Raw genomic sequence first — 23058 nt, forward strand, 5'->3', positions numbered from 1 at the left:
CCCATGAGCACAGAGACAACGACGGCGGGAAGTCCCGGAGGACCGTCCGGCGGTGCTGTTCCGGCCAAGGGCCTTCGCGCCGGGATCCTGGACCTCGGCGATTCCGTCATGCTGGGCCTGGCTTCCACCGCACCGGTGTATTCGCTGGCCGCGACCCTTGGCCTGATCGTGGCGGTGAATGGCAATTACACGCCGCTGATTTTGGTGCTGGGATTCATCCCCGTGCTGTTCATCGCGTATGCATTCCGGGAGCTGAACAGTGCCATGCCGGACTGCGGCACCACGTTCATCTGGGCCCGGCGCGCGTTTGGTCCGTGGGCCGGCTGGCTGGGCGGATGGGGTGTGGCACTGGCCGGCATTGTGGTCCTTGCCAACCTTGCCCAGGTGGCAGGACAGTACCTATGGCTCCTGGTGGGCGACGGCTCTTTGGCGGAGAACCCCCTCCTGGTCACCGCCACCGGCGTGGTGTTCATCGCGCTGATGACGCTGGTGAACTACCGCGGCATCAGGCTGGGCGAGCACGTCCAGCGGGTCCTGACGTACATCCAGTACATCTCGCTGGGGATTTTTGCCCTGGCGCTGATTATGAGGATTGCCGGCGGGGCCCCTGAGGGCCAGGCCTTTGATCTTGAATGGTTCAACCCCGTGGGCGCTTTTGCCGACCCGAGCGCGGTGGTGCACGGCGCCTTGCTGGCCCTGTTCATCTACTGGGGCTGGGACACCTGCCTGGCAGTCAACGAGGAAACCGAAAATCCCGCCAACACTCCCGGCCGGGGCGCCGTGATCTCCGCGTTCGTCCTGCTGGCCATCTATGTCTCCGTGGCACTCCTGGTCATGATGTACGCCACCGTGGGCACCGAAGGGATCGGCCTGGGCAACAGCGAGAACCAAGCCGACGTCTTCGTGGCCATGAAGGACGTTGTTTTGGGCCCCTGGGGCTGGCTGATCGTGGTGGCGGTGCTGGCCTCGGTCCTCTCCTCCACCCAAACCACCATCCTTCCCACCGCCCGGGGCACGTTGTCCATGGGCGTCCACGGCGCGCTTCCCGCCAGGTTCGGCAAGGTGCACCCCCGCAACCAGACACCGGGATTTTCCACCCAGGTAATGGGCGCCGCGGCGATCGGCTATTACGTGGCCATGAGTTTCCTGAGCGAGAACCTGCTCTCGGACTCCATCAGCTCCATCAGCCTGTTCATCGCGTTCTACTTCTCCCTGACCGGCTACGCCTGCGTCTGGTACTTCCGCCGGACGCTGCGTGAATCGGCCCGCAATCTGTGGTTCCGCGGAATCCTCCCGCTGCTCGGTGCCCTGATGCTGACGGCCGCGTTCTTCATTTCCGCCGTGGAGATGTGGGATCCGGCCTATGGTGACACCCAGATCTTCGGCATCGGCGGGGCCTTTGTCAGCGGCGTAATCCTCCTGTCCCTCGGGGTGGTGCTTGCCGTGGTCTGCCGCTTCCTGCCCTCAACCCGTGCATACTTCACGGCGCCCGGACCCAGCCGGGCCAACAGCGCCGCCAGCCCAACAACGCGCCGATGAGCAACGCTGCCGTTCCCGGCCCAACAGAGATTCCCGGCCCATCCGAGGTTCCCGGTACACCGCCGGCTCCGGATCCCTCTGACATCCTTGCCCTCGACTCCCTCCTTAGCCCTGACGAGCTGGCCCTGCGGGAAAGAATCAGGGATTTCACGGAGCAGCGGATCAAACCGGACATCGCGCGCTGGTATGACGACGCCGTCTTTCCGCTGGAGCTGGCCCCGGAACTTGGCGAGCTCGGGGTTCTGGGAATGCACCTTGAGGGGTACGGCTGCCCCGGCCGGTCCGCCGTCGAATACGGCCTGGCCGCAATGGAACTGGAGGCCGGCGATTCCGGCATCCGCACCTTCGTCTCGGTACAGGGTTCGCTGGCCATGACCGCCATCCACAAATGGGGTTCCGAGGAACAGCGGCAGGAGTGGCTACCCCGGATGGCCGCCGGCGAACTGATTGGGTGCTTCGCCCTGACCGAGCCCTCTGCCGGTTCCGATCCCTCCTCCATGACCACGGTGGCCCGCAGGGACGGAAGCGGAGACGGTGCCGGCTGGGTCCTGGACGGCGCCAAGCGCTGGATCGGGCTCGCGTCCGTGGCCGGCGTGATGGTGGTCTGGGCCATGACCGACGACGGCATCCGCGGCTTCCTGGTGCCGGCGGGAACAGCGGGAGTCACGGCCACGCCCATCGGGCGGAAGTTGTCGATGCGTGCCTCCATCCAGTCCGATGTGCTGTTCGACGGCGTCCGGCTGGGCCCGGAGGCCCTGCTTCCGGGGGCCCGCGGCCTGCGCGGACCTTTTACCTGCCTGAATGAAGCGCGGTACGGCATCGCCTGGGGCGCCATGGGCGCTGCCCGGGATTCATATGAGGCAGCCCTGAAGTACGCACAGGACCGGCTCCAGTTCGGAAAGCCGCTGGCCGGCTACCAACTGACGCAAGAAAAGCTGGTGAACATGCTGCTGGAGATCCAGAAAGGCACCATGCTGGCCATCCACCTGGGCCGCCTCAAGGACGCCGGGAGGCTGCGTCCGGAGCAGATCTCACTGGGCAAGCTGAACAACGTCCGTGAGGCGATCGCCATCGCACGGGAAGCCCGCACCATCCTGGGCGGAAACGGCATCACCCTGGACTATTCGCCGCTGCGGCACGCCGCCAACCTGGAGTCGGTGCGCACATATGAGGGCACCGACGAGGTTCACACGCTGGTACTGGGCCAGCACATCACGGGCCTCGGCGCGTTCCGCTGACCGTGGCCGCTAACCCTGCCCTCTAACCCTGGCCTGCGGCACTTCCGGCGTTCGCATATCCCTGGGGATTGCTCCGCTGCCACCGCCAGTGGTCCTCGCACATTTTCGCCAGGTCACGTGTGGCGGACCAACCCAGGTCTGCCCGCGCAGCCGAAGGATCGGCATAGCTGACAGCCGCGTCCCCTGGCCTCCGTGAGACAAACTCGTGGGGAATGGGAAAGCCTGCGGCCTCGCCAAACGCCCTGATCACCTCAAGCACCGACGAACCCTTGCCTGTTCCCAGGTTCCACCGGAAAACCCCCGCCTTCTCCTGCAGGAATTCCAGTGCAGCCAGGTGGCCTTCGGCGAGATCCATCACGTGAATGTAGTCCCGGATACCCGTGCCGTCAGGGGTCGGATAATCGTTCCCGTAAACCGAGACCTTCTCGCGGCGACCCACCGCCACCTGGGCAACAAAGGGCACCAGGTTATTCGGCGTCCCTTGGGGATCCTCACCGATCAGCCCGGATTCGTGCGCCCCGGCCGGGTTGAAGTACCGCAGCAAGGCGAACCGCCAGCGCGGGTCGGCCGCAGCCACGTCAGAGAGGATGTCCTCAATCTGTTCCTTGGTCCTGCCATAGGGATTCCCGGCATTCAAAGGCACTGTTTCCCGCAACGGGACATCTTCGGATTCTCCGTAGACCGTGGCGGAGGAACTGAACACGAGCGTGTATACCCCCGCCCTGCCCATGCTGTGCAACAGATTCAACGTGCCGGCCACGTTGTTCTGGTAGTACATCAGCGGTTTCTCTACCGACTCCCCCACTGCCTTAAGACCGGCAAAGTGGATCACGGCGTCGAAGGTGGACTCTGCCAGCACGGCGTCCAGTGCGTCGCTGTCCAGCAAGTCGGCTCTTCGAAACTGGACCGGCTTGCCTGAAATCTCCTGGACCCGCCGCAGGGCCTCCGGATTTGAGTTGCTCAGATTGTCCAGGACAACCACCTCGTGCCCCTTCTCCACAAGGGACAGGGTGGTGTGCGACCCGATGTACCCGGCGCCGCCGGTAACCAGAACCTTCATGGGGATCAGTCTAGGGTCTCGGGGAAACGCCGCACAGGACCTAGGCCGAGAAGCCGCCGTCGGCCTTGATCAGCTGGCCAGACACCCAGCGGCCTGCCGGCGACAGCAGGAAAGCCACCGTGCCGGCGACATCGGCGGGCGTTCCGAGGCGTCCGCCCGGCTGCTGGCGCGTCCCCATTTCCCGGGTCTGCTGATCCATCCAGCCGGTGTCGATCGGTCCCGGGTTGAGGACATTGGCAGAGATCCCCAAGGGTCCCAGCTCCCGGGCAGCTGCGATGACTATCCGGTCCAGCGCGCCTTTTGATGCACCGTACGGAAGGTTGAAGGCTGTGTGGTCACTGGTCAGCGCAACGATCGCGCCGCCGTCGGCCGTTGCCTGCCGGGCGAACGCGGCAATGAGCTGCCAGCTTGCCCTCGTGTTAACGGCAAAATGGCGGTCAAAGGCCTCCAGCGTGGTGTCAAGGATGCCGGAATCGACTGATTCGGCGTGGCTGAGCACCATGGCATGCAACGGCCCCGCCTGCTCGTTGGCGGCCGCGATGAGCCGGTCAGCGGCCGCAGGATCCTCGAGGTCAGCCGGCAGCGCCAGTACGCGGGCACCGATGGCTTCCAGTTCTGCCGTCAGGCGCCCGACGTCGTCGGGCTGGATTCCCCACGGCATCCGGGCATCGTATTCCTGCCAGTAGTTCAGGACGAGGTCCCAGCCTTCGGCGGCCAGCTGGCGGGCAATTCCGGCCCCGATGCCGGCGAGCCTGCCGACGCCGGTGATCAGGGCAGTCTTGCGGGCGGGGACTTCGGCAGGTGTGGATCCCATGGACTCAGCCTAGTAGCGGCTGGGGGCGGGCTCCCTCAGCGGAGGTTGACGTGGCGCTTGGTGTGGCGGTTGGAATGGGAGCTGCGCTTGGTGTGGCTGAGTAGGGCCCGGCAATGACAGGCTCGTTCCTTGCCAGCGCTCCCCGGCGCAATGCCGCGAGCCAGCACAGCAGGATGGCCGCCGCACAGAACACCCCGGCGCTGGAGGCCATGATCCATAACCCTGGCGTTTGGATGTCCAGGTTTTCGGCGCCAAACGCCAGCCCGATGGACTTCGGCGAGAAGCAGAAGGCCAGGACCGAAAGCGCAAACACGGTAGTCATCACCCCACGCAGCAGCCGGTGCCGGTCCGGGATGTCGCGCAATGTCCAGGCAAAAGCAGGCAGCACAGCCGCCACCCAGACCCAATGGTGGGACCAGGACACGGGGCTGATCAGGAGCATGGCCAGTGCCGTGGCGGACATCGCCACAACCCGGGCGCCCTGGTCGCTGGCCAGCTTCACCACAGCTGACGCCAAAGCCACCGCCAGCAGGCTCAGCAGGATCCACGGCACGGTCACCACGGAGGCAGGGACGCCGAAGTGCAGGAGCGCACCCTTGATGGAGAGGTTGTCCACATAGCCGGCGCCGCCTATGCGGGAGGTGTCCGGAAGGATTTCCAGCCAGAACTGCAGGGACTCAGTTGGCCTCAGCAGAAACCCGAGCAGCACAGTGGAGGCAAACCCGGCAGACATATTCATCAGCCCGCGCCAGTCCTTCCGCACCAGGAAGTACAGGCCAAACACCAGGGGCGTGAGCTTGATACCGGCGGCGACGCCCACCAGGAAACCCGTGCCCGGCATTCCCCGCCGCCAGCGCTGGTTCCGGGACAGCAGATCCGCCGCCATCAGTCCCATCAGCAAAATGTTGATCTGCCCGAAGGCGAGGGTTTCCCGCCAGGGACCCAGGGTGAGCATGGCAAAGAGCGAAGCGGCAGCGATCCAGCGGCTCCGCGGCGTTTCGAACGCAGTCCGCCAGCTGGACTGGGAGTTCCAGTAGCGGACGGCCAGGGCTGACAGCCAGACGGCCACGGCCACACCTGCGGCGTTAAACAATTGGAGGGCGAACGCTTCCGGCAGCAGCGCCAGGAGGCCGAAAAGCAGTGCCGCGAAGGGCGGATAGGTAAACGGCAGGCCTGGCCCGCCCGCCCATTCCACGGTGGGACTGTACAGGTCCGAGACGTTCCAGCCGGCGTCGTTCAGGATTTTTCCGCCGTGCCAGTAGACGCTGAAGTCCAGTCCTTCCTTGTTCCAGCCGTTCAGCAGGAACCATACCGGGACTGCCACGGCCAGGGCGGGGAGCCACAGGGCAAGTTTCTTCCACAGGCGAAGGGCGGACAGAGCGCCCGGGCCCGGCGCCGCCCTGCTGCTGGTGGCTGATAAATCCGCGTCACGCTGTGCCATCCAGTTGTCCCCCAAGTTCGCGCCGACTCAGTACATACTACATATGCAAGAAGCTGGGTTCCGGCCAAGACACGTCAGGAAGAGTGTTGGCAGGCACCTGGCTGTGACGCGTCACTTCGAGGGAGCGGGCACCTGCCGCAGCGCCGTCCGGGACGGCCGGTAAGCCACGGCCCAGTACACCAGCAGTGCCACGCCGCACAGGACTCCGAGGCTGGTGACCATCAGCTGCCACTGGGTCTGGGGATCCTTGCCCCATTCCTGCGCGCCCGCCATCATGGCCAGATACTTGGGTGTGAGGTAGAAGGCCACGGCCGTGACAGCAACAATGATCCATCCTGCCAGCCTCATTTTCCCGCGGCGGGAGGGCACCCTGTGCATGGCGAAGGCCATGGAGGGCAGCGCCACCGCCATCCACACCCAGTGGTGCGACCAGGAGACGGGGCTGATCAGGAGCATCAGCACCGCGGTGGCTGAGACGGCTACGAAATTTTCCTCGGCAGCCACCGTCCACTTGATCACCAGCGCCGCCACCGCCGCCAGTGCCAGGGACAAGACCAGCCAGAGCACGCTGGTGAGGGCCGAATCCGGCAGCCCGACGTGGAGGAGAAGCCCCTTGACGGACAGATTGTCCAGGTACGCGGGACCGCCGATCCGCCCGGTATCGGGAAGAATCTTGGTCCAGAAGGTCAGCGAGGCGTTCGGGAGCACCGCCCAGGCCAGCGCGATGGAGCCAAAGAACCCCGCCGCCATCCAGCCCAGCGCCTTGAAGTCCCGCCGCACCAGGAAATACAGCCCAAACGCCAGCGGCGTGAGCTTGATGCCGGCCGCGATGCCGATCAAGAGACCCGCCGGCCAGCGGGTCTCCCCCGCCCGGTCCTTCCCGTACAGTGCGAAATCGGCAAGGATCAGGCCCATCAGGATGATGTTGATCTGGCCGAAATCGAAGGTGTCCCGCCACGGCCCCAGCAGCAGGATCGCCGCTGTCCCGGCGAGCGCAATGGCCCGGAACCGCCAGTCGGCGAAGGACTGCCGCCAACTGCGGATACCGAAGTAGTGCCGCGCCAGCCAGGCGGCCACTACGGCGGCGCCCACCAGCGCCGTCGTGATAAAGATCAGGCTGCTGGTGCCGATGGGCAGGAGCGCCAGCCCGGCGAACAGCAGTGCCGCGAACGGCGGGTAGGTGAACGGCAGGCCGTCGCGCGGCGCGTAGAGCTCGTTGACGCCTGACTCCCCTGTCTGGAGGACCCGGCTGCCGCCGTAGTAGTACACCTCGAAGTCGTTCATCAGCGGGATGTAGGAGGAGTACAGCACCACAAGGGCAATGACGACGGCGGCCGCCCCGGCCGCCGTCGTGATCCAGCCCTGCGTGGCTCTGGCCGCCACGGCTGTGGAAGATGCCGTCACGGGATGAAGGTGAAGGCTTGCTCGAGATCGGCGATGAGATCCTCCACGTCCTCGATGCCGCAGGAAAGCCGGATCAGGTTCACGGGCACCGCCAGTTCCGTGCCCTTGACCGAGGCATGGGTCATCTCCGAGGGGTAGTTCATCAGTGATTCAATGCCGCCCAGGGATTCAGCGAGAGTAAACACAGAGGTGGACTCGGCCACCTTGCGGGCCGCCGCCTCGCCGCCCTTGAACTGAACGGAAACCATGCCGCCGAATTTCTTCATCTGCTTCCTGGCCAGCTCGTGGCCGGGGTGGTCCGGCAGGCCCGGATAGAGGACAGCCTCCACCTCGGGGCGCTCCAGCAGCCACTCCGCCACGGCCTGCGCGTTCTCGCTGTGCCTGTCCATGCGCACGCCCAGGGTCTTCAGGCCACGGGTGGTCAGGAAAGCATCCATCGGCCCGGACACCGCGCCCACGGCGAACTGCACAAACCCGATCTTTTCTGCGAGCCCGGCATCGTTGACCACCAGCGCACCGCCAACAACATCAGAGTGGCCGCCGATGTACTTGGTGGTGGAGTGGACCACAACATCTGCACCGAAGGCGAGGGGGGTCTGGAGGTAGGGGGAAGCGAAGGTGTTGTCGACCACCAGGAGGGCACCGGCGTCGTGCGCTATGGCGGCCAGGGCCGCCATGTCGGTGATTTTCATCAGCGGGTTCGAAGGAGTCTCCACCCACACGAAACGGGTTTTGTTATCTGCCACTGTTTGACGCACGGCGTCCAGGTCCGACATGTCCACCGGTGTGTTCCCGATGCCCCATTCGCCCAGGATCCCGTTGATCAGCCGGTACGTGCCCCCATAGGCATCGTTGCCGAGCACGATGTGGTCCCCGGGACGGGTGAGCGCCCGGATCAGGGAATCCTCCGCGGCCAGGCCGGAGCTGAACGAGAACGCATGGCTGCCGCCTTCCAGCGCGGCGAGCTGCTCCTGCAGGGAATCGCGCGTGGGGTTGGTGCCGCGGCCGTACTCGTAGCCATCGCGGAGCCCGCCGATGCCGTCCTGGGCGTAGGTGGAGCTGAAGTGCAAGGGCGGGACAACGGCGCCGGTGCGGGGCTCGAAAGCCTGGCCGGCATGGACGGCGCGGGTGTTGAAGCCTTGGTTTTCGGGGAGGGACATGGTGCTCCTTTTCAGTTGCTGAGGTACGCGAGGAGGTCGTGGCGGGTGAGGATGCCTACCGGGGCGCCGACGAACGTCACCATCACGGTGTCCACATCGGAAAGCAGTTCCCGGGCTGCGGAAATGGTTTCCAGCGAGCCGATCACCGGCAGCTTCGGCCCCATGTGCTCGGAGATCTTGTCCGTCAGTTTCGCCTCGCCGCGGAACAGCTTGGCCGTCAGTGTCCGTTCGTCCACCGCGCCCAGGACCTCGCCCATCACCACGGGAGGCTCCTGGGAGAGAACCGGGATGTGGCTGACGCCGAATTCGTTCATGATGGTGATGACATCACGGACAGTCTCGTTCGGGTGGATGTGCACCAGGTCGGGGAGTTCGCCGGTCTTGAACTTGATCACCTCGCCCACGGAGGATTCCTCGCCGCCGGAGAGGAATCCGTAGGAGCGCATCCACTGGTCGTTGAAGATCTTGGCCAGGTACCCGCGCCCGGAGTCGGGCAGGATGACCACCACCACCGCGCTTTCGGGGAGGTCGCGGGCGGTCTGCAGCGCGGCCACCACGGCCATGCCGGAGGAACCGCCCACCAGCAGTCCTTCCTCCCGGGCCAGCCGGCGGGTCATGGCGAAGGAATCCCCGTCACTGACGGCGATGACGGTGTCCGGCACGGACTTGTCGTAGTTCGCCGGCCACATGTCCTCCCCCACGCCTTCGACGAAGTACGGCCGCCCGGTGCCGCCCGAGTAGACAGAGCCCGCGGGATCCGCCCCAATGATCCGGACCCGGCCGCCGTCGGCGTCCGGACGGTTCGCGGAAACTTCCTTGAGGTAGCGGCCGGTGCCGGTGATGGTTCCGCCGGTGCCCGCGCCGATCACGCAGTGCGTGACCCGGCCGTCAGTATCGCGCCAGATCTCGGGCCCGGTGGATTCGTAATGGCTGCCGGGGGCGGCAGGGTTGGAGAACTGGTCCGGCTTGTAGGCGCCGGGGGTCTCTTCGACGATCCGGTCCGACACGCTGTAGTAGCTCTGCGGGCTGTCAGGCGCGACGGCGGTGGGCGTGACCACCACCTCCGCACCATACGCCTGGAGGACGGCGCGCTTGTCCTCACCCACTTTGTCCGGCACCACAAAGATGCACTTGTACCCCTTTTGCTGGGCAACGAGGGCAAGCCCGACGCCGGTGTTGCCCGACGTCGGTTCCACGATGGTTCCGCCCGGCAGGAGCTTTCCGTCCCGTTCGGCTTCCTCGATCATCTTGGCGGCGATCCGGTCCTTGATGGATCCGCCGGGGTTCAGGTACTCCAGCTTGACCAGGACGGTGGCTTTGATGCCGCCTGTCACATGGTTGAGCTTGATGAGCGGGGTATTGCCGATGAGGTCCAGAATGGACTGGGCGTACTTCATAGGTACAAAGTTACCGTCTCCTCAGCCGGCGGCGCCCTCCACGTCCCCCTGGGCCGCGCCCTGGCCATCGCCCTGATCTGCGGGGAGGTTCTCCCAGAGCCCCATGATGTTGCCCTCGCTGTCCTTGAAGTAGGCAAAGTAGCCCATGCCCGGAACGGTGTCCTTGGGCGTAACCACCGATCCGCCGAGCTGCTCGACCGTCTTCAGTGTGGCGTTGATGTCCTCCACGTCCACGGTGATGACAGGGGTTTTCAGGTCGCCTTCCCTGGCCATCAGCCCGCCGTTGATGGCTCCGGGCTCATTGGGCCGGCCGGTTTCATCGGTGGGCGTGGTGGAGACGATGTTGTAGTTCAGTTCGGGCATGGGGTCGATCTTCCAGCCGAAGGCCTGTGTGTAGAAGTTCCTGGCCCGCTCCTGGTCGTCCGCGGGGATTTCGAAATGTACTACTCCACCCATTGCGATCACCTGACTGTTCGAAGGGAAGGCGCGGCCCACCCGCGCCACACTGGGGATTCTAGTCCTCTGCGGGGTGGGCGTTAAGGGGAAATTGAAGGCCTGCTGACAGCTGATCGTGGGAAGCCCCGGAGCTGTTGTCGGCCCGGCATGGGACGATGTTCGCATGACCATCGCTGACGCACCTGCCCGGCTGGCCGCTGCGGCGGACGCCTCGCTGCGGTGGCATCCCGGCAGGCCCTACAGCCTGGACCAGACGCTCGGCATCCTGCCCAGGGGCTACGGGGACCCGTCCTACTCTTCCCGGCCGGACGGGCTGTGGACGGCATTTACGACGCCGGACGGGCCGGTCACCCTGCGCCTCACCGCTGCCGGTGGCCAGGACGGCCTGACTCCCGCTTCGTCTCCCGCTTCCGCTGCAGAATGCCATGTTGATGTCCAGGCCTGGGGCCCTGGTTCCGCTGCGGCGCTGGAGGCAGTGCCGCGCCTGCTGGGCGGGACAGATGACTGGTCCGCGTTCGACGAGCCGGTTTTCCATGCCACGCTCCCCCGGATGGTCCAGGACGCCCGGCGCCGGAACCCCCTGGTCCGCCTGCCCTCCACCGGCCGCATGATCGACTCCCTGGTACCCACCATCCTTGAGCAGAAGGTCACCGTCATCGAGGCCCGGCGGGGCTACCGCTACCTCATGTACCGCTTCGGCTCACCCGCGCCGGTAGCGGGCGCGGCTTCTCCGGCCGGGCTCCTGGTCCAGCCCACCCCGGCCGAGTGGCTGCGAATCCCGTCCTGGGAGTGGCACCAGGCCGGCGTTGGCCCGCAGCGTTCGGCGACTGTCATGCGGGCGCTGCGTTCCGCCGTCGCGCTTGAACGTCTTGCGGCGCTGCCTGCGGCGGAGGCTGCGGCCAAAATGCAGACCATCCCCGGCATTGGCGTGTGGACCGCGGCGGAAGTGGTGCAGCGGACGCACGGCTGCCCCGATTCCATCGCCGTGGGCGACTACCATCTGGCGGCGTACGTGGGCGCGGCACTGACCGGGCGGCGCACCGATGACGCCGGCATGCTGGCGCTGCTGGAACCGTGGAAAGGGCACCGGCAGCGCGTGGTGCGCATGCTGGGGCTGAGCGGCTTCCGCAAACCCACGTTCGGCCCCCGCATGACCATCCAGGATCACCGCCGGCACTGACCTGGACTGCCGGTCGCAGACGGTGCAAACCGGTGGACGGCCCGCGGCGGATGGGTATAGCGTGGCGCCATGGAGCCCGCACCAGAGCCCCGGAATGCCGAATTCTCTGGAGTCAGCCATGATCCACACTGACAAACTGACCAAGACCTTCACCGCCAAGAAGGAAACGGTGGAAGCCGTCAAAGGCGTGGACATTGAGGTCCGCCCGGGTGAACTGGTGGCTTTCCTCGGCCCGAACGGCGCCGGCAAGTCCACCACGCTCAGGATGCTGACAACCTTGCTGAGGCCCACGTCGGGCACGGCAACAGTTGCGGGCGTGGACGTTTTGGCCGACCCGGCCGGCGTCCGGGCCCGGATCGGCTATATCGGCCAGGGCAACGGTGGCGGCCACAGCTTCCGGGTCATTGACGAACTGGTGATGCAGGGCCGCTTTTACGGCATGAACACCACGGACGCCACCAACCGGGCACAGGAACTCCTGAAGTCCCTGGACCTCACCGACCTCGCGAAACGCACCGTTATCAAGCTGTCTGGCGGCCAGCGGCGGAGGATGGATGTGGCGCTGGGTCTGATGCATTCGCCGCGGCTGCTGTTCCTGGACGAACCCTCCACTGGCATGGACCCGCAGAACCGGGCCAACCTGTGGGAGCACATCATGCGGATGCGCGCGGAGCACGGGACCACCATCGTCCTGACCACGCATTACATGGACGAGGCGGATCTGATGTCAGAACGTGTGATCGTGATCGACCACGGCCAGATCATCGCCGACGATACCCCGGCCCGGCTCAAGGCCAACCTGGCCGGTGACCTGCTGGCGGTGGAGGTGGCGGCGGACGCGGCCCCCGGCGTGCGCGGGCTGCTGGGGCGCGCCGCCGCGGGCGGTGAGGTTAAGGAAAACACGTACGACGGCGTGGTCCGCTTCCGTCTCCGGCTCACCGAAGGTGCCCGGCTGGCGCCGGTGCTGCTTCAGGAGATGAACGACGCCGGCGCTCCCGCCCAGTCCTTGGAGCTGAAGCCCCCCACCCTGGACGACGTATTCCTGGAGTTGACCGGCCGCAACCTGCGGGAAGGAGCGAACCGGTAATGACTGCCCAGGCAAACCAGGACTTCGTGGAAAAGCCGGGCCTCCTCCAGGTCCTGCGCGACACGAAGTATGTGTTCTGGCGCGAGATGCTGCTGCCGCTGCGCGACCCGTTCTCGCTGATCTTTTCCCTGATCCAGCCGCTGGTGTTCCTGGGGCTCTTCGGCCCGCTGCTCGGCGCCGCCGTGGGTGCGCCGGCGTTTGGCGGCCAGTCCACCCTTCAGTGGTTCCTGCCAGGCGTGGTGGTGATGATCGCCCTGTTCGGAACCTCCATGACGGGCTCCAACCTGCAGTACGAGCTTATGACCGGTTCCTACGAGCGGATCCTGGCCACGCCGCTGTCCCGTTCGTCGCTGATGATTGGGCGGGCCCTGAAGGAGTGGGCTCCCCTGGTGGTGCAGGGTTTACTGATCGCCCTGGTCTGCATCCCGTTCGGTTTTGTTTTCTACCCGGTGCACGTGCTGTTGGGCCTGGTCATCCTCGGCATCTTCGGGATTGGCCTTGGGGCTCTCTCGTATGCCCTGGCGCTCGTCTCGCAGAGCAAGGAGTGGATCTTCTGGGCTGTGCAGCAGACGTTGCTTTTCCCGCTGATGATCCTGTCCGGCATCATGCTGCCCATCGAAGCGGGCCCGGAGTGGATGAAAACGGCCAGCCTGTTCAACCCGCTGACCTACCTGGTTAACGCCGAGCGGGAACTCTTCGCCGGCGGAGTCGGGACCGACACGCTCCTGGGCCTGCTTGCCGCATCGGTGACGGCCGCCGTCGGGCTGGTGGTGGGTGTCCGGACCATCGGCCGGAACATCAACTGACCTGGACCGTTACTGAGCCGGGACGTCAGCTAAGAGTGCGGGGCCGCCGTTCCGTCGTTCTGCAGGAACGCGAGCACAGCCGCAACCCGCCGGTGCACCCCCGTGGCGGGGATGTGCAGCTTGGTGAAGATCGCGTTGACGTGTTTCTCCACGGTGGAGGACGACAGGTAGAGCGCCTGCTCGATGCCGGCGTTCGTCCTTCCCCGGGCCATCTCCCGCAGCACGTCCAGCTCACGGGGCGACAAGTCGGAGAGCGGGCTGGCCGGGCCTGTGCTGCGCCGGCGCACCAAGGTGTCCACGATCTCGGGGTCGATGACTGAACCGCCCACGTGCACTTCACGGATCGCATGCACGAGGTCCTCAAGGTCGCCGATGCGGTCCTTCAGCAGGTAGCCGAGGCCCGCCGAGCCGTCCGCGAAGAGCGCGAGAGCATAGCTTTGATCGGCGTGCTGTGACAGCACCACCACCCCGGTGTCCGGATGTGAAGCACGGATGGCGCGGGCAGCCTCGATTCCCTCCATATGGTGGCCGGGGGGCATCCGGATGTCGGTGAGTACCGCATCCGGAGAGAAACGCCGTACGGCATCAAGCAACTCGGTGGCATTGCCGGTGGAGGCGACGACGTCAATTTCACCTGAGTCCTCCAGCAAACGGCGAAGCCCCTCGCGTACAAGGTAGTTGTCTTCCGCGATCACAACCCTGAGCACGCCCGGCTCATTCATGGCCCGTTCCCTTCCGTTCAACCGGGAGCTGGACCAGCACGGTGGTCCCGGAAGGCTCGTTGCCGAAAACGTCCACGGTACCCCGCAGTGCCGCCACACGGTCCCGGATGTTCGCCAGGCCGCCACGCGGGCGGGGAACGAGCGTGCCGATGCCGCAGCCATCGTCGCTGATGACGATGCGCAGGCTGCCGTTGTTGCGTGCCAGTTCGACTGAGGCGTGCGCTGCACCGGCATGCTTCGCGGTGTTTGCCAGCGCCTCCCGCACCACGTAATACGCCGTTGTCTCCACGTCCTCAGGGAACCGCTCGGCGCGGATTGCCCCTTCAGCTTCCATTCTCAGCGGGATCGGGAACCTTGACACGCTCGACTCGATGGCCGCTACCAGGCCGTTGTCGCTCAGCACGGGCGGGTGGATGCCGTGTGCGAGCTCCCGAAGGTCCGTCAGTGTTTCGCGGGCCTGCTCCTGCAACCCGGCGAGTTCGTCCGCGGTGAGCTCACCGCGGTGCAGCCGGTTGCGTGCAAGCCGCAGGCCGGCGATTTGGGCCACCACGTTCTGTTGGATCCCATCGTGCAGATCCCGCTCCAGGCGTTTTCGTTCATCATCCTGCGCGGCGACAAGACGCTCCCGGGACTCGGTGAGATCCTCCAGCTGCTGGGCCAGCTGGGCGCTGAGTCGCACGTTCGCGACGGCGGCCGCGGCCTGGGCGGCTACAGTCCGGAGCAGCGCATTTTCGGCTTCGCTGTAGTCCCCCCGCCGGCGCGGGCCCACCTCAATACGGCCGAGCTTCTCATCCGCCCGGTCCAGGTCGCAGGACGCCGCGGCCTCTCCCTTGACGTCCCCTGCTACACCGACGGGTGCAGGGGCAAGCTTGCCGTCGGGTCCGGCCAGGAAGATCCGGACCCAGGAGGCATCGAGGCCATCCCGAACGGCTGTTGCCAGCCGGGTGAGCAGATCGCCCGGCTCGACAGACTGCTCCAATCGGGAGCCGAGCTCGCTGAGCAGCGACAGCTGGCGGTCCCGGTCTCCGAAGACAGTGCGGTGGATCCACCGCTGCAGCCACCCCCGCACCGGCAGCAGGCAGACGGCAAGCAACGTGGTCAGGAGGACTGCCCCAACGACCGGGAGCCTGTCCGCAAGGAGCACGGCTGGCGTAGCCACTCCGATCCCGTAGAGAACGGTGATCAGCAGGCTGGATGAGCGGGCAACAAACCGCGCCCGGTCACCTGGTGCAATGTCGAAGGCGCCATAGCGGAAGATGCCGTGGATAGCCGCCAGAGGCATCGCGATGAGCGAGGCGAAGACGACGACGGAGGTGATCCACACCGGCGGCGTGACGGTCCACAGGACGAAGCCCACCAGTGACACGGTGACCACCCAGGTCATGACCCGCATGCGTGCACGTACCTCCGGATCGCCGAAGATCGCTCGGGAGTAGAGCACGCCGAGCCCCAGCACAACGCTCGGCCACGGCTGGTGGATAAGGTAGTGCACCGCCGGGGCAGCCCATTCGAGCCAGGGCAGCGCAAACTGATTCGGAAGGGCGTCGCCGCTGATGCCGATGTATGGCTGCATAACGACGTGGGGGGTGGTCAGCAGGGTCAGCGGGCCCACTGCCACAGGCACCCAGATCAGGGCGACGGCGATCCGTTGCCATCTCCGCTCCAGGGTTCCGGTGGGGTAAGTGGCAAACATGGCCAGGAAGGCCGCGGTGGATACAGCATCCGCGGTCAGGCCGATCATGCTGAAGAGCGGGAACCACGGCTCCTGGATTAACCCGACGTTGGTCAGGACTATGGTTTCGCACGCCGAGCCGACAGCCATGGACGTGGCTGCCACCGCGATAAAAACAGCGGACCGGGCGGACGAAACGGTGAGCAGCCACAAGCCGAACACGAGCGTCGGCAGCACGCCGAGCAAAGGCCAGCCAAGGTGATGATCCCCGGCGGAGTCGACGAAGCCGCGGACTATGACGACGTAGAGCAGCGACGCCACTCCGATCGGAGCCAGCGCTGCGAGCAATCCCCATCTCCGGAGCACAGTCCTATGATCCGCCTCCGCCGCGGTTCTTGGGAGGGGGCCCTCCTTACGCGTGATGGAGGCTAGCCCCCATGCACGCTGTGGCCATCCGCGTTCTGCTCACGTCCGCGGGCTCCTAACGTGGGGTCAGGTGGGGACCGCGGAACAGTAACCAGACTCATTGGAGGACAACATGCGCAGGATCTATTCGATCATCGCCTGGATCATCGCCGGGGCAGTCGTTGTGCAAGCCGCTTCGATCGCCTTTGCCATGGGAGGGATGGCCCACTTCATCCAGGAAGGCGGCGTCATCGACAAGGCCCTGGTTGAGAGCCGTCAGGCGACGTTCACGGGTGACCTTGGATTCCCGATCCATGGCATCGTCGGCGGGATGGTCATCCCGGTTGCCGCGCTCCTGCTGCTGATCGTCGCGTTTTTCGTCAAGGCGCGGGGTGCCCGCATGTGGGCAGCCATTGTGCTCGCCGCGGTGGCGCTGCAGATCACCCTGGGGTACTCCATCACCGATATGCCCTACCTCGGCCTGATCCACGGTGCCAACGCGTTGGCCGTGCTGCTCACCGCCACCTACGCGGCATTGCGGATCAGGAGGAGCAACGTCATCGGTGCCGAGGCACCGGCGTCCAATGCCGTCGCGACGTGACCGCTACCGGCGGGTGGCCGTCGGCCTTGGTTTGACCCTCGCGCTTGGCCTCGGCGCGCTCGGCTGGAGTTCGACGCTGCTTGGCGAGTACTCGGTCATGGACATGGGAGGCAAGGACATGGCGGGCGGGCAAGCCGGCCATGTCCATGGCTCCGCCGCGGGCACTGGGCCCGCCGACGGCGATATCAGCGTGAGCGAGCTGATCGCAGACCCGCTTCGGACCCCTGATGTGCGGTTCGAACTTGTCGCGCGCCGGCAAACGGTTGACCTGCCAGGAGGCCGCGCCGTCGAGGGGTACACCGTGAACGGCACGTCTCCGGGGCCGACCATTCGCGCGAGACAGGGCGACCTCGTTGAGGTGGTGTTCCTGAATGAGTCAGTCGCCGCTGGAGCCACCCTGCACTGGCATGGCATCGACGTGCCGAACGAGGCTGACGGGGTTGCGGGCATCACCCAGGATGCGGTTCCGCCCGGCGGCCGTTATGTCTACCGGTTCATTGCGGCCGACGCCGGCACGTACTGGTATCACTCGCATCAGGTCTCGCATGAGCAGGTGGAGCGCGGGCTGCTGGGTGCGGTGGTCATTGACCCTGCTGTACCAGCGGCTGATCCGCCAGCGGCCGGGCCGGCACTGGCCGGCGTCACAACAGACGTCGTCGCGCTGCTGCATGTCTACGCGGGCCAGCACACACTGAACGGGCGGGTGCAGGACGAACATGTGGCGGCAGCACCCGGCGCCACAACACGGATCCGCATCATCAACACAGACCAGGGCACTGCCGCCGTCTGGTCAGCCACTCCTTTCCGGGTGATTGCCACGGACGGGCAGGAGGTGAATGCTCCCGGTGCTGTGGACGGCAAATCGGTATTGATTCCAGCGGGAGGCCGGCTGGATCTCACCATGCAGGCGCCGACGCACGGCTCGGTGCGCCTCCACGTGGGCGGAGCCCGCAGTCTGACCATCGGCGATCCCGCGGCGGCCGCACCCTCAGCACGGCAGCCCGCCGACGCACTGGACCTGCTGGCATACGGGGAACCTGCCGCGCTCGAATTCAACCCGCGGTCGCCGGATCAAACGTTCGACTACGTGATCGGACGCCGGCCGGGCCTCATCGACGGGCGCCCCGGCAACTTCTGGACCATCAACGGCCGCCTCTTCCCGGACGTACCGATGTTCCACGTGGGCAAGGATGACGTCGTCGTGATGCGCATCGTGAACGAGACAGGCGAAGTGCATCCGATGCACCTGCACGGCCACCACGTCGTGGTGCTTTCCCGCGACGGGAAGGCGGCGTCGGGCAGCCCATGGCGGGTCGACTCACTTGACGTCCACCCGGGAGAGTCCTATGAGATCGCTTTCGTCGCCGACAACCCTGGCATCTGGAGCGGCCATTGCCATACGCTCCCGCACGCCGTGGACGGCCTCGTGGCCCACATCATGTACAACGGAGTCTCGACGCCGTTCACCATCAACGGCGCCGCAGGCAACCATCCCGAGTGAAACACGGCCAGTGAAACAGGGCCACAACTGTCCGTTCGCGCCAAGGGCCGGCCCCACGGAGCGCGAACGGACACTTGGGGCCCAGAACCTAGAGGCCCAGCCGGGCCACCGCTTCCTCACGCATCTCCACCTTGCGGATCTTCCCGGACACCGTCATGGGGAAGCTCTCGCGCACGTCCACGTAGCGCGGGATCTTGTAATGGGCCAGGCGTCCCCGGCAGAACTCCGCAACAGCCGGGGCGTCCAGCGAATCACTGCCGGGTTTGAGGATAATGCAGGCCATCAGCTCCTCGCCGTATTTGGGGTCCGGGACGCCGATGACCTGCACGTCCTGGATGGACGGGTGCGTGTACAGGAACTCCTCGATTTCGCGCGGGTAGATGTTCTCTCCGCCGCGGATCACCATGTCCTTGATCCGGCCTTCGATCACCACATAGCCGTCGTCGTCCATCGCGGCGAGATCGCCGGTGTGCATCCAGCCGTCAGCGTCGATGGCTTCGGCCGTTTTGTCCGGCTGGTTCCAATAGCCCTTCATCACGGCGTAGCCACGCGTGCACAATTCGCCGATCTGTCCACGCTCCAGCACCTCCCCTGTTGCCGGGTCCACAATCTTGCTTTCCAGCCCGGGCATGGTCCGGCCGACAGTCTGGGTCCGGTGCTCCAGGGTGTCTCCCCTGCGGGTCATGGTGGACACCGGCGAGGTTTCGGTCATGCCGTAGCAGATGGCCACATCCACCATGTTCATCTCCGTGATGACCCGGTTCATCACCTCGACGGGACAAGGCGAGCCTGCCATCACTCCGGTGCGGAGCGTGGACAGGTCATAGGACGCGAAGTCAGGCAGGGCCAGCTCGGCGATGAACATCGTGGGCACGCCGTACAGGGATGTCCCGCCGAAGTCCTGGACTGCTTCCAGGGCGGCGGCCGGGTTGAAGCCCCTGCCCGGGATGATGGTCGCGGCACCATGGCTGAGCGCGTTCAGGTTGCCGATCACCATCCCGAAGCAGTGATAGAACGGCACCGGGATCACCACCCGGCTGTGCTCGGTGTAGCCCAGCAGCTCCCCGATGGAGTAGCCGTTGTTAAGGATGTTGTGGTGCGTCAGCGTGGCACCCTTGGGAAAACCTGTGGTCCCGGAGGTGTACTGCAGATTGACGGGATCGTGCGGATCCAGTTCTGCCATGCGCGCCTTCAGTCCGGAATGCCCGACGTCGTCAGCCCGCTTGAGCAGCTCGGCGTACGTCAGCTCCGCATCGCTTTCGGGGACGCCGGCGTCGAGCCCCTCCATACCCACATCCGGAAGGAATACCAGCTCCCGCAGCTCGGGACAGGCCGCGAGCGCCCCGCGAGCCATCCCCACGTAATCACTGCTGCGGTCAGAGGGCGCCGTCACCAGCATCCGCATGCCGTTCTGCCTGAGCACAAATTCCAGCTCGTGGCTGCGGTATGCCGGATTGACGTTGACCAGGATTGCCCCTGCCTTGGCTGTGGCGTACTGCAGGAGCGTCCATTCGGCGCAGTTCGGGCTCCAGATGCCCACCCGGTCCCCACGGGCAACGCCCAGGGCGAGGAGCGCGCGCGCGAGCCTGTCGACGTCGTCGTTCATTTTTGTATAACTCCAGCGGCGGGCGTCAGCTCCCGGCACCGGTGCAGCCTCAATCAGCGCATCGTGGAACGGAAACCGGGCCACCACGCTTTCAAAGTTCTGGCCGATGGTCTCCCCGAGCAGCGGGACGTCAGTGTCCCCGGCTGTGTATGCGCGCATGATGGCACGCTACCAAGTGGCCCCCGGCAATGAAAGCAAGCGGGAGGCGCAACGGACGGTGTCCTTTTGTCGGCTGGTCCGGCCGCGGGCGGCACGGCCGGTATTGTGAAAACCATGAGTGCACCCATTGACCTGCAGGCAACGTTCATCCCTAACGAAGGCGAGTTTTTCCGTGTGAAGCTCGCGCTTGAAATCGCCATCGACGACGTGGTGAATGAGCCCGGCTGCATCCGGTACGAACTGACGGAGGCCAGTGAGGACAAGCTGGTCATCACGGAGCGCTGGGCGTCCGAGGAGGATCTGGAAAAGCATTCCAAGGGCACTGCCGTCCAGGACCTGAACGAGTCTTTGAGCGCCCTTCTTGCCGAACCCGTCAAGCTCGAACGCCTGTAGTCCACTTTAAGTCGAAAGCAGGGCCCTCTCACTGAGAGGACCCTGCTTCGAAGTTTAAGGAGAGGTCAGGCGCCGGGGATTTGCGAGCCGTCCTGCGGACCGGGGGTGCCGGCGTTCCCTGCGTCTGCGCCCGTTTTTGCCGCGGCCTCGGCTTCCGCCCGGGAGCGCGCCACGTGGGCATGCACTTCCTCCATGTCCAGTGCCTTCACGGCGTCAACCACCTGTTCCAGCTGCTGGGCGTTCAGGGCACCGGGCTGGGAAAATACCAGCACCTTTTCACGGAAAGCCATCAGGGTGGGGATGGAGGTAATGCCGGCCTCGGCGGCGAGCTGCTGCTCGGCTTCGGTGTCCACCTTCGTGAACAGGACGTCCGAGTGCTTCTCGGAAACAGCACTGTAGGTAGGCCCAAACTGCTTGCAGGGTCCACACCATTCGGCCCAGAAGTCAACCAGGACAATGTCGTTGCCTTCAATGGTTGATGCGAACTCTTCACCTGTGATGTTAACGGTAGCCATGGTTCCACGGTACGCGAGGCCGCCAGGGATGTCGCGGCCGGGAGGGCCTTGTTCGCTTCCCGCGTCATCGGGAATAACCGCGCCGCGGCCGTATACAGCGCCCGGCGCCAAGCCTACTGTGGGGTCAGCAGCGGGTGAACGCCGAACAGAGGAGGGCGCATGGCCCACGCAATCTCCACCAGGTCCCTGACCAAGAAATTCGGCCGGCGGGAGGTGCTCCACGGTGTGGACTTCACCGTCGAGGCAGGCTCGGTATTCGGCGTCATCGGGCCAAATGGTGCAGGCAAGACCACCACCATGCGCTGCCTGCTGGACATCATCCGTCCCACGTCCGGAGAGGTGCGGGTCCTGGGCCTGGATCCCCGGCGGGGCGGTCCGGAGCTCCGCCGCCGCATCGGTTACCTTCCCGGTGAGCTGTTCCTGGAGGGGCGTGTCACGGGCCGGAAGCTTCTGGCCCACTACCAGGCCATCAGCGGTCCCGTGGCTCCGGGAAGGATCGATGGGCTGGCCGAACGGCTGGGACTTGACCTGGACCGGCATACGCGCAAGCTGTCCAGGGGCAACAAGCAGAAACTCGGCCTGGTGCAGGCGTTTATGCACGATCCGGAGCTCCTGGTCCTCGACGAGCCCACCAGTGGACTGGATCCGCTGGTCCAGCAGGAGTTCCACGCCATGGTTCGCGAAGCGCGGCACAAGGGCCAGACCATCTTCCTCAGCTCTCACGTTCTCAGCGAGGTCCAGCAGACCGCGGACACCGTGGCCATTCTTCGCGACGGCCGGATCATTGCGGTGGAATCAGTCAGCGGCCTTCGGGAAGGTGCCGTGCGGCACCTTCGGCTTTCCGCGGGCGGCGTTACCGCGCACGACGCCGTTGCGCTGCTGCGTGCGGTGCCCGGCGTCGGACAGGTGGAGGTGCTGGAGTCCGACGGCTCGGTGACGTTGTCCGCGACGATGGAAGGCGACATCCAGCCGCTGGTCCAGGCGCTCGCGTCGCTGCAGCTCAGGGACCTCGTGCTGGAGGAGCCCAATCTGGAGGAATCGGTGCTGAAGATGTATTCGGCCCCTCAGGAGGCCGCCACGTGAGTGCCACCCTGCCGCTGTTCCGCCGGGCCTTTCTTGACACCTGGCGCTCCACCCTGGGCTGGGCCGCCGGTCTGGCCGGCGCGACGTTCCTGTACCTGCCGCTGTATCCGTCCATCGGCGGGAGCGCCCAAATGCAGGAGATGATCGATGCCCTGCCCGCCGAAATGACCAAGGCCCTGAACTACGACCAGATAGCCACCGGTCCCGGCTACACCCAGGCCACGCTCTACGGGCTGCTCGGGTTCCTGCTGATGACCATCGCCTCCGTGGGATGGGGTGCGGCCGCCGTTGGCGGAGACGAGGAATCGGGCCAGCTTGAGCTGACCCTCGCCCACGGCGTGACGCGCGCCCAGGTGGTGCTGGAACGGGCGCTCGCCCTGCTGCTGAGGGTAGTGCTGCTCGCGGCGCTGGTGTTCGTGCTGGTCCGGCTGCTGAACGATTCTGCCCAGCTGAACATCCGGCCGGAGAACCTGTTTGGTGCGGCGGTGCTTTTCGCCGGCCTGGCGCTCCTGAGCGGAACCGCGGCGCTCTGCGCAGGAGCCGTGTCCGGCCGCAGGACCTACGGGCTCGCCGTCGGCGCCGCCGTGGGTGTCCTGGGCTACGTTTTCAACGCCGTCGGCCGGCAGAGCCCGGACGTCGAGTGGCTGCTCAACCTGAGCCCCTACCACTGGGCGTACGGGAATTCCCCTGTAGCCAACGGGGCAGACTGGACAGCGGCTGCCTGGCTGTGGGGCATCTCGGCAGCGCTGGTGGCCCTCGCAGCAGTCGCGCTGAACAGGCGCGACGTCGGGGCGTAGCCGGGCGCCGACGTCGGCTGTT

The 23058-nt window shown here is 65.8% G+C and carries 21 protein-coding genes; 10 read left to right on the plus strand and 11 right to left on the minus strand.

All coding sequences use genetic code 11. The features are described 5' to 3' along the window. The first annotated feature begins 3 nt into the window (after positions 1-3). Both F8G81_RS17635 and F8G81_RS17640 read left to right on the plus strand, forming a co-directional pair. Positions 4-1539 carry an APC family permease gene (locus tag F8G81_RS17635; RefSeq protein WP_267275943.1) on the plus strand — a complete coding sequence of 512 codons (1536 nt, stop codon included), beginning with the start codon at positions 4-6 and terminating at the stop codon, positions 1537-1539. Continuing rightward, positions 1536-2777 (plus strand): acyl-CoA dehydrogenase family protein, encoded by a 1242-nt coding sequence (locus F8G81_RS17640; protein ID WP_267275944.1) that lies wholly within the window; start codon positions 1536-1538, stop codon positions 2775-2777. The genes F8G81_RS17635 and F8G81_RS17640 overlap by 4 nt, the downstream gene beginning before the upstream one ends. 22 nt (positions 2778-2799) lie before the next feature. On the opposite strand, the gene galE is transcribed toward F8G81_RS17640, so the two are convergent. The 7 genes from galE to F8G81_RS17675 form a co-directional block, all read right to left on the minus strand. Then, positions 2800-3837 (minus strand): UDP-glucose 4-epimerase GalE, encoded by a 1038-nt coding sequence (gene galE / locus F8G81_RS17645; RefSeq protein WP_267275945.1) that lies wholly within the window; start codon positions 3835-3837, stop codon positions 2800-2802. Positions 3838-3877: 40 nt separating this feature from the next. Then, entirely contained in the window at positions 3878-4651 is a 774-nt protein-coding gene (locus F8G81_RS17650) for an SDR family oxidoreductase (RefSeq protein WP_267275946.1), read from the minus strand. A gap of 4 nt (positions 4652-4655) precedes the next feature. Beyond that, positions 4656-6092 (minus strand): glycosyltransferase 87 family protein, encoded by a 1437-nt coding sequence (locus F8G81_RS17655; RefSeq protein WP_267275947.1) that lies wholly within the window; start codon positions 6090-6092, stop codon positions 4656-4658. A gap of 111 nt (positions 6093-6203) precedes the next feature. Next, positions 6204-7496 (minus strand): glycosyltransferase 87 family protein, encoded by a 1293-nt coding sequence (locus F8G81_RS17660; RefSeq protein WP_267275948.1) that lies wholly within the window; start codon positions 7494-7496, stop codon positions 6204-6206. Continuing rightward, positions 7493-8656, minus strand: a complete 1164-nt coding sequence (locus tag F8G81_RS17665; RefSeq protein ID WP_267275949.1) for a cystathionine gamma-synthase — start codon at positions 8654-8656, stop codon at positions 7493-7495. The genes F8G81_RS17660 and F8G81_RS17665 overlap by 4 nt, the downstream gene beginning before the upstream one ends. An 11-nt stretch (positions 8657-8667) precedes the next feature. Then, a complete protein-coding gene (locus F8G81_RS17670) occupies positions 8668-10053 on the minus strand; it encodes a cystathionine beta-synthase (RefSeq protein WP_267275950.1) in 1386 nt (461 codons plus the stop codon). Between the two features lie 21 nt (positions 10054-10074). Continuing rightward, positions 10075-10509 carry a VOC family protein gene (locus F8G81_RS17675; RefSeq protein ID WP_267275951.1) on the minus strand — a complete coding sequence of 145 codons (435 nt, stop codon included), beginning with the start codon at positions 10507-10509 and terminating at the stop codon, positions 10075-10077. A gap of 163 nt (positions 10510-10672) precedes the next feature. Here F8G81_RS17675 and F8G81_RS17680 point away from each other — a divergent pair, with 163 nt between their 5' ends. The 3 genes from F8G81_RS17680 (at position 10673) to F8G81_RS17690 (ending at position 13582) form a co-directional block, all read left to right on the plus strand. After that, positions 10673-11689, plus strand: a complete 1017-nt coding sequence (locus F8G81_RS17680) for a DNA-3-methyladenine glycosylase family protein (protein WP_267275952.1) — start codon at positions 10673-10675, stop codon at positions 11687-11689. Positions 11690-11807: 118 nt separating this feature from the next. Next, entirely contained in the window at positions 11808-12776 is a 969-nt protein-coding gene (locus F8G81_RS17685; RefSeq protein ID WP_267275953.1) for an ATP-binding cassette domain-containing protein, read from the plus strand. Continuing rightward, positions 12776-13582 (plus strand): ABC transporter permease, encoded by an 807-nt coding sequence (locus F8G81_RS17690; protein ID WP_267275954.1) that lies wholly within the window; start codon positions 12776-12778, stop codon positions 13580-13582. The genes F8G81_RS17685 and F8G81_RS17690 overlap by 1 nt, the downstream gene beginning before the upstream one ends. A gap of 29 nt (positions 13583-13611) precedes the next feature. Here the strand turns inward: F8G81_RS17690 and F8G81_RS17695 are convergent, their stop codons facing one another. Both F8G81_RS17695 and F8G81_RS17700 read right to left on the minus strand, forming a co-directional pair. Beyond that, positions 13612-14304, minus strand: a complete 693-nt coding sequence (locus tag F8G81_RS17695) for a response regulator transcription factor (protein WP_267275955.1) — start codon at positions 14302-14304, stop codon at positions 13612-13614. Then, entirely contained in the window at positions 14297-16342 is a 2046-nt protein-coding gene (locus F8G81_RS17700; RefSeq protein ID WP_267275956.1) for a sensor histidine kinase, read from the minus strand. Before F8G81_RS17700 ends, F8G81_RS17695 begins: the two co-directional genes overlap by 8 nt. Positions 16343-16514: 172 nt before the next feature. Here F8G81_RS17700 and F8G81_RS17705 point away from each other — a divergent pair, with 172 nt between their 5' ends. Together F8G81_RS17705 and F8G81_RS17710 are read left to right on the plus strand one after the other, a co-directional pair. Next, positions 16515-16982, plus strand: coding sequence for a hypothetical protein (locus F8G81_RS17705; RefSeq protein WP_267275957.1), 468 nt, complete (start codon positions 16515-16517; stop codon positions 16980-16982). Further along, positions 16966-18483: a multicopper oxidase family protein gene (locus tag F8G81_RS17710; RefSeq protein ID WP_267275958.1), complete on the plus strand. Its 1518-nt coding sequence runs from the start codon at positions 16966-16968 to the stop codon at positions 18481-18483. The genes F8G81_RS17705 and F8G81_RS17710 overlap by 17 nt, the downstream gene beginning before the upstream one ends. Positions 18484-18571: 88 nt before the next feature. Here F8G81_RS17710 and F8G81_RS17715 read toward each other — a convergent pair whose 3' ends face one another. After that, positions 18572-20248: an AMP-binding protein gene (locus F8G81_RS17715; RefSeq protein ID WP_267275959.1), complete on the minus strand. Its 1677-nt coding sequence runs from the start codon at positions 20246-20248 to the stop codon at positions 18572-18574. A gap of 114 nt (positions 20249-20362) precedes the next feature. On the opposite strand from F8G81_RS17715, the gene F8G81_RS17720 reads away from it, so the two are divergent. Further along, the gene (locus tag F8G81_RS17720) at positions 20363-20641 is read left to right on the plus strand and encodes a putative quinol monooxygenase (RefSeq protein WP_267275960.1); all 279 of its coding nucleotides are present in this window, start codon (positions 20363-20365) and stop codon (positions 20639-20641) included. Between the two features lie 65 nt (positions 20642-20706). Here F8G81_RS17720 and F8G81_RS17725 read toward each other — a convergent pair whose 3' ends face one another. Further along, on the minus strand, positions 20707-21156 hold the full coding sequence (locus F8G81_RS17725) for a thioredoxin family protein (RefSeq protein ID WP_267275961.1): 450 nt from the start codon (positions 21154-21156) through the stop codon (positions 20707-20709). A gap of 159 nt (positions 21157-21315) precedes the next feature. Between F8G81_RS17725 and F8G81_RS17730 the strand changes: the two genes are divergently transcribed. Continuing rightward, positions 21316-22239: an ABC transporter ATP-binding protein gene (locus tag F8G81_RS17730; protein WP_267275962.1), complete on the plus strand. Its 924-nt coding sequence runs from the start codon at positions 21316-21318 to the stop codon at positions 22237-22239. Beyond that, on the plus strand, positions 22236-23036 hold the full coding sequence (locus tag F8G81_RS17735) for an ABC transporter permease subunit (protein WP_267275963.1): 801 nt from the start codon (positions 22236-22238) through the stop codon (positions 23034-23036). The genes F8G81_RS17730 and F8G81_RS17735 overlap by 4 nt, the downstream gene beginning before the upstream one ends. Positions 23037-23058: the final 22 nt, after the last annotated feature.

The sequence above is a fragment of the Arthrobacter sp. CDRTa11 genome (assembly GCF_026427775.1).
GTDB lineage: Bacteria > Actinomycetota > Actinomycetes > Actinomycetales > Micrococcaceae > Arthrobacter.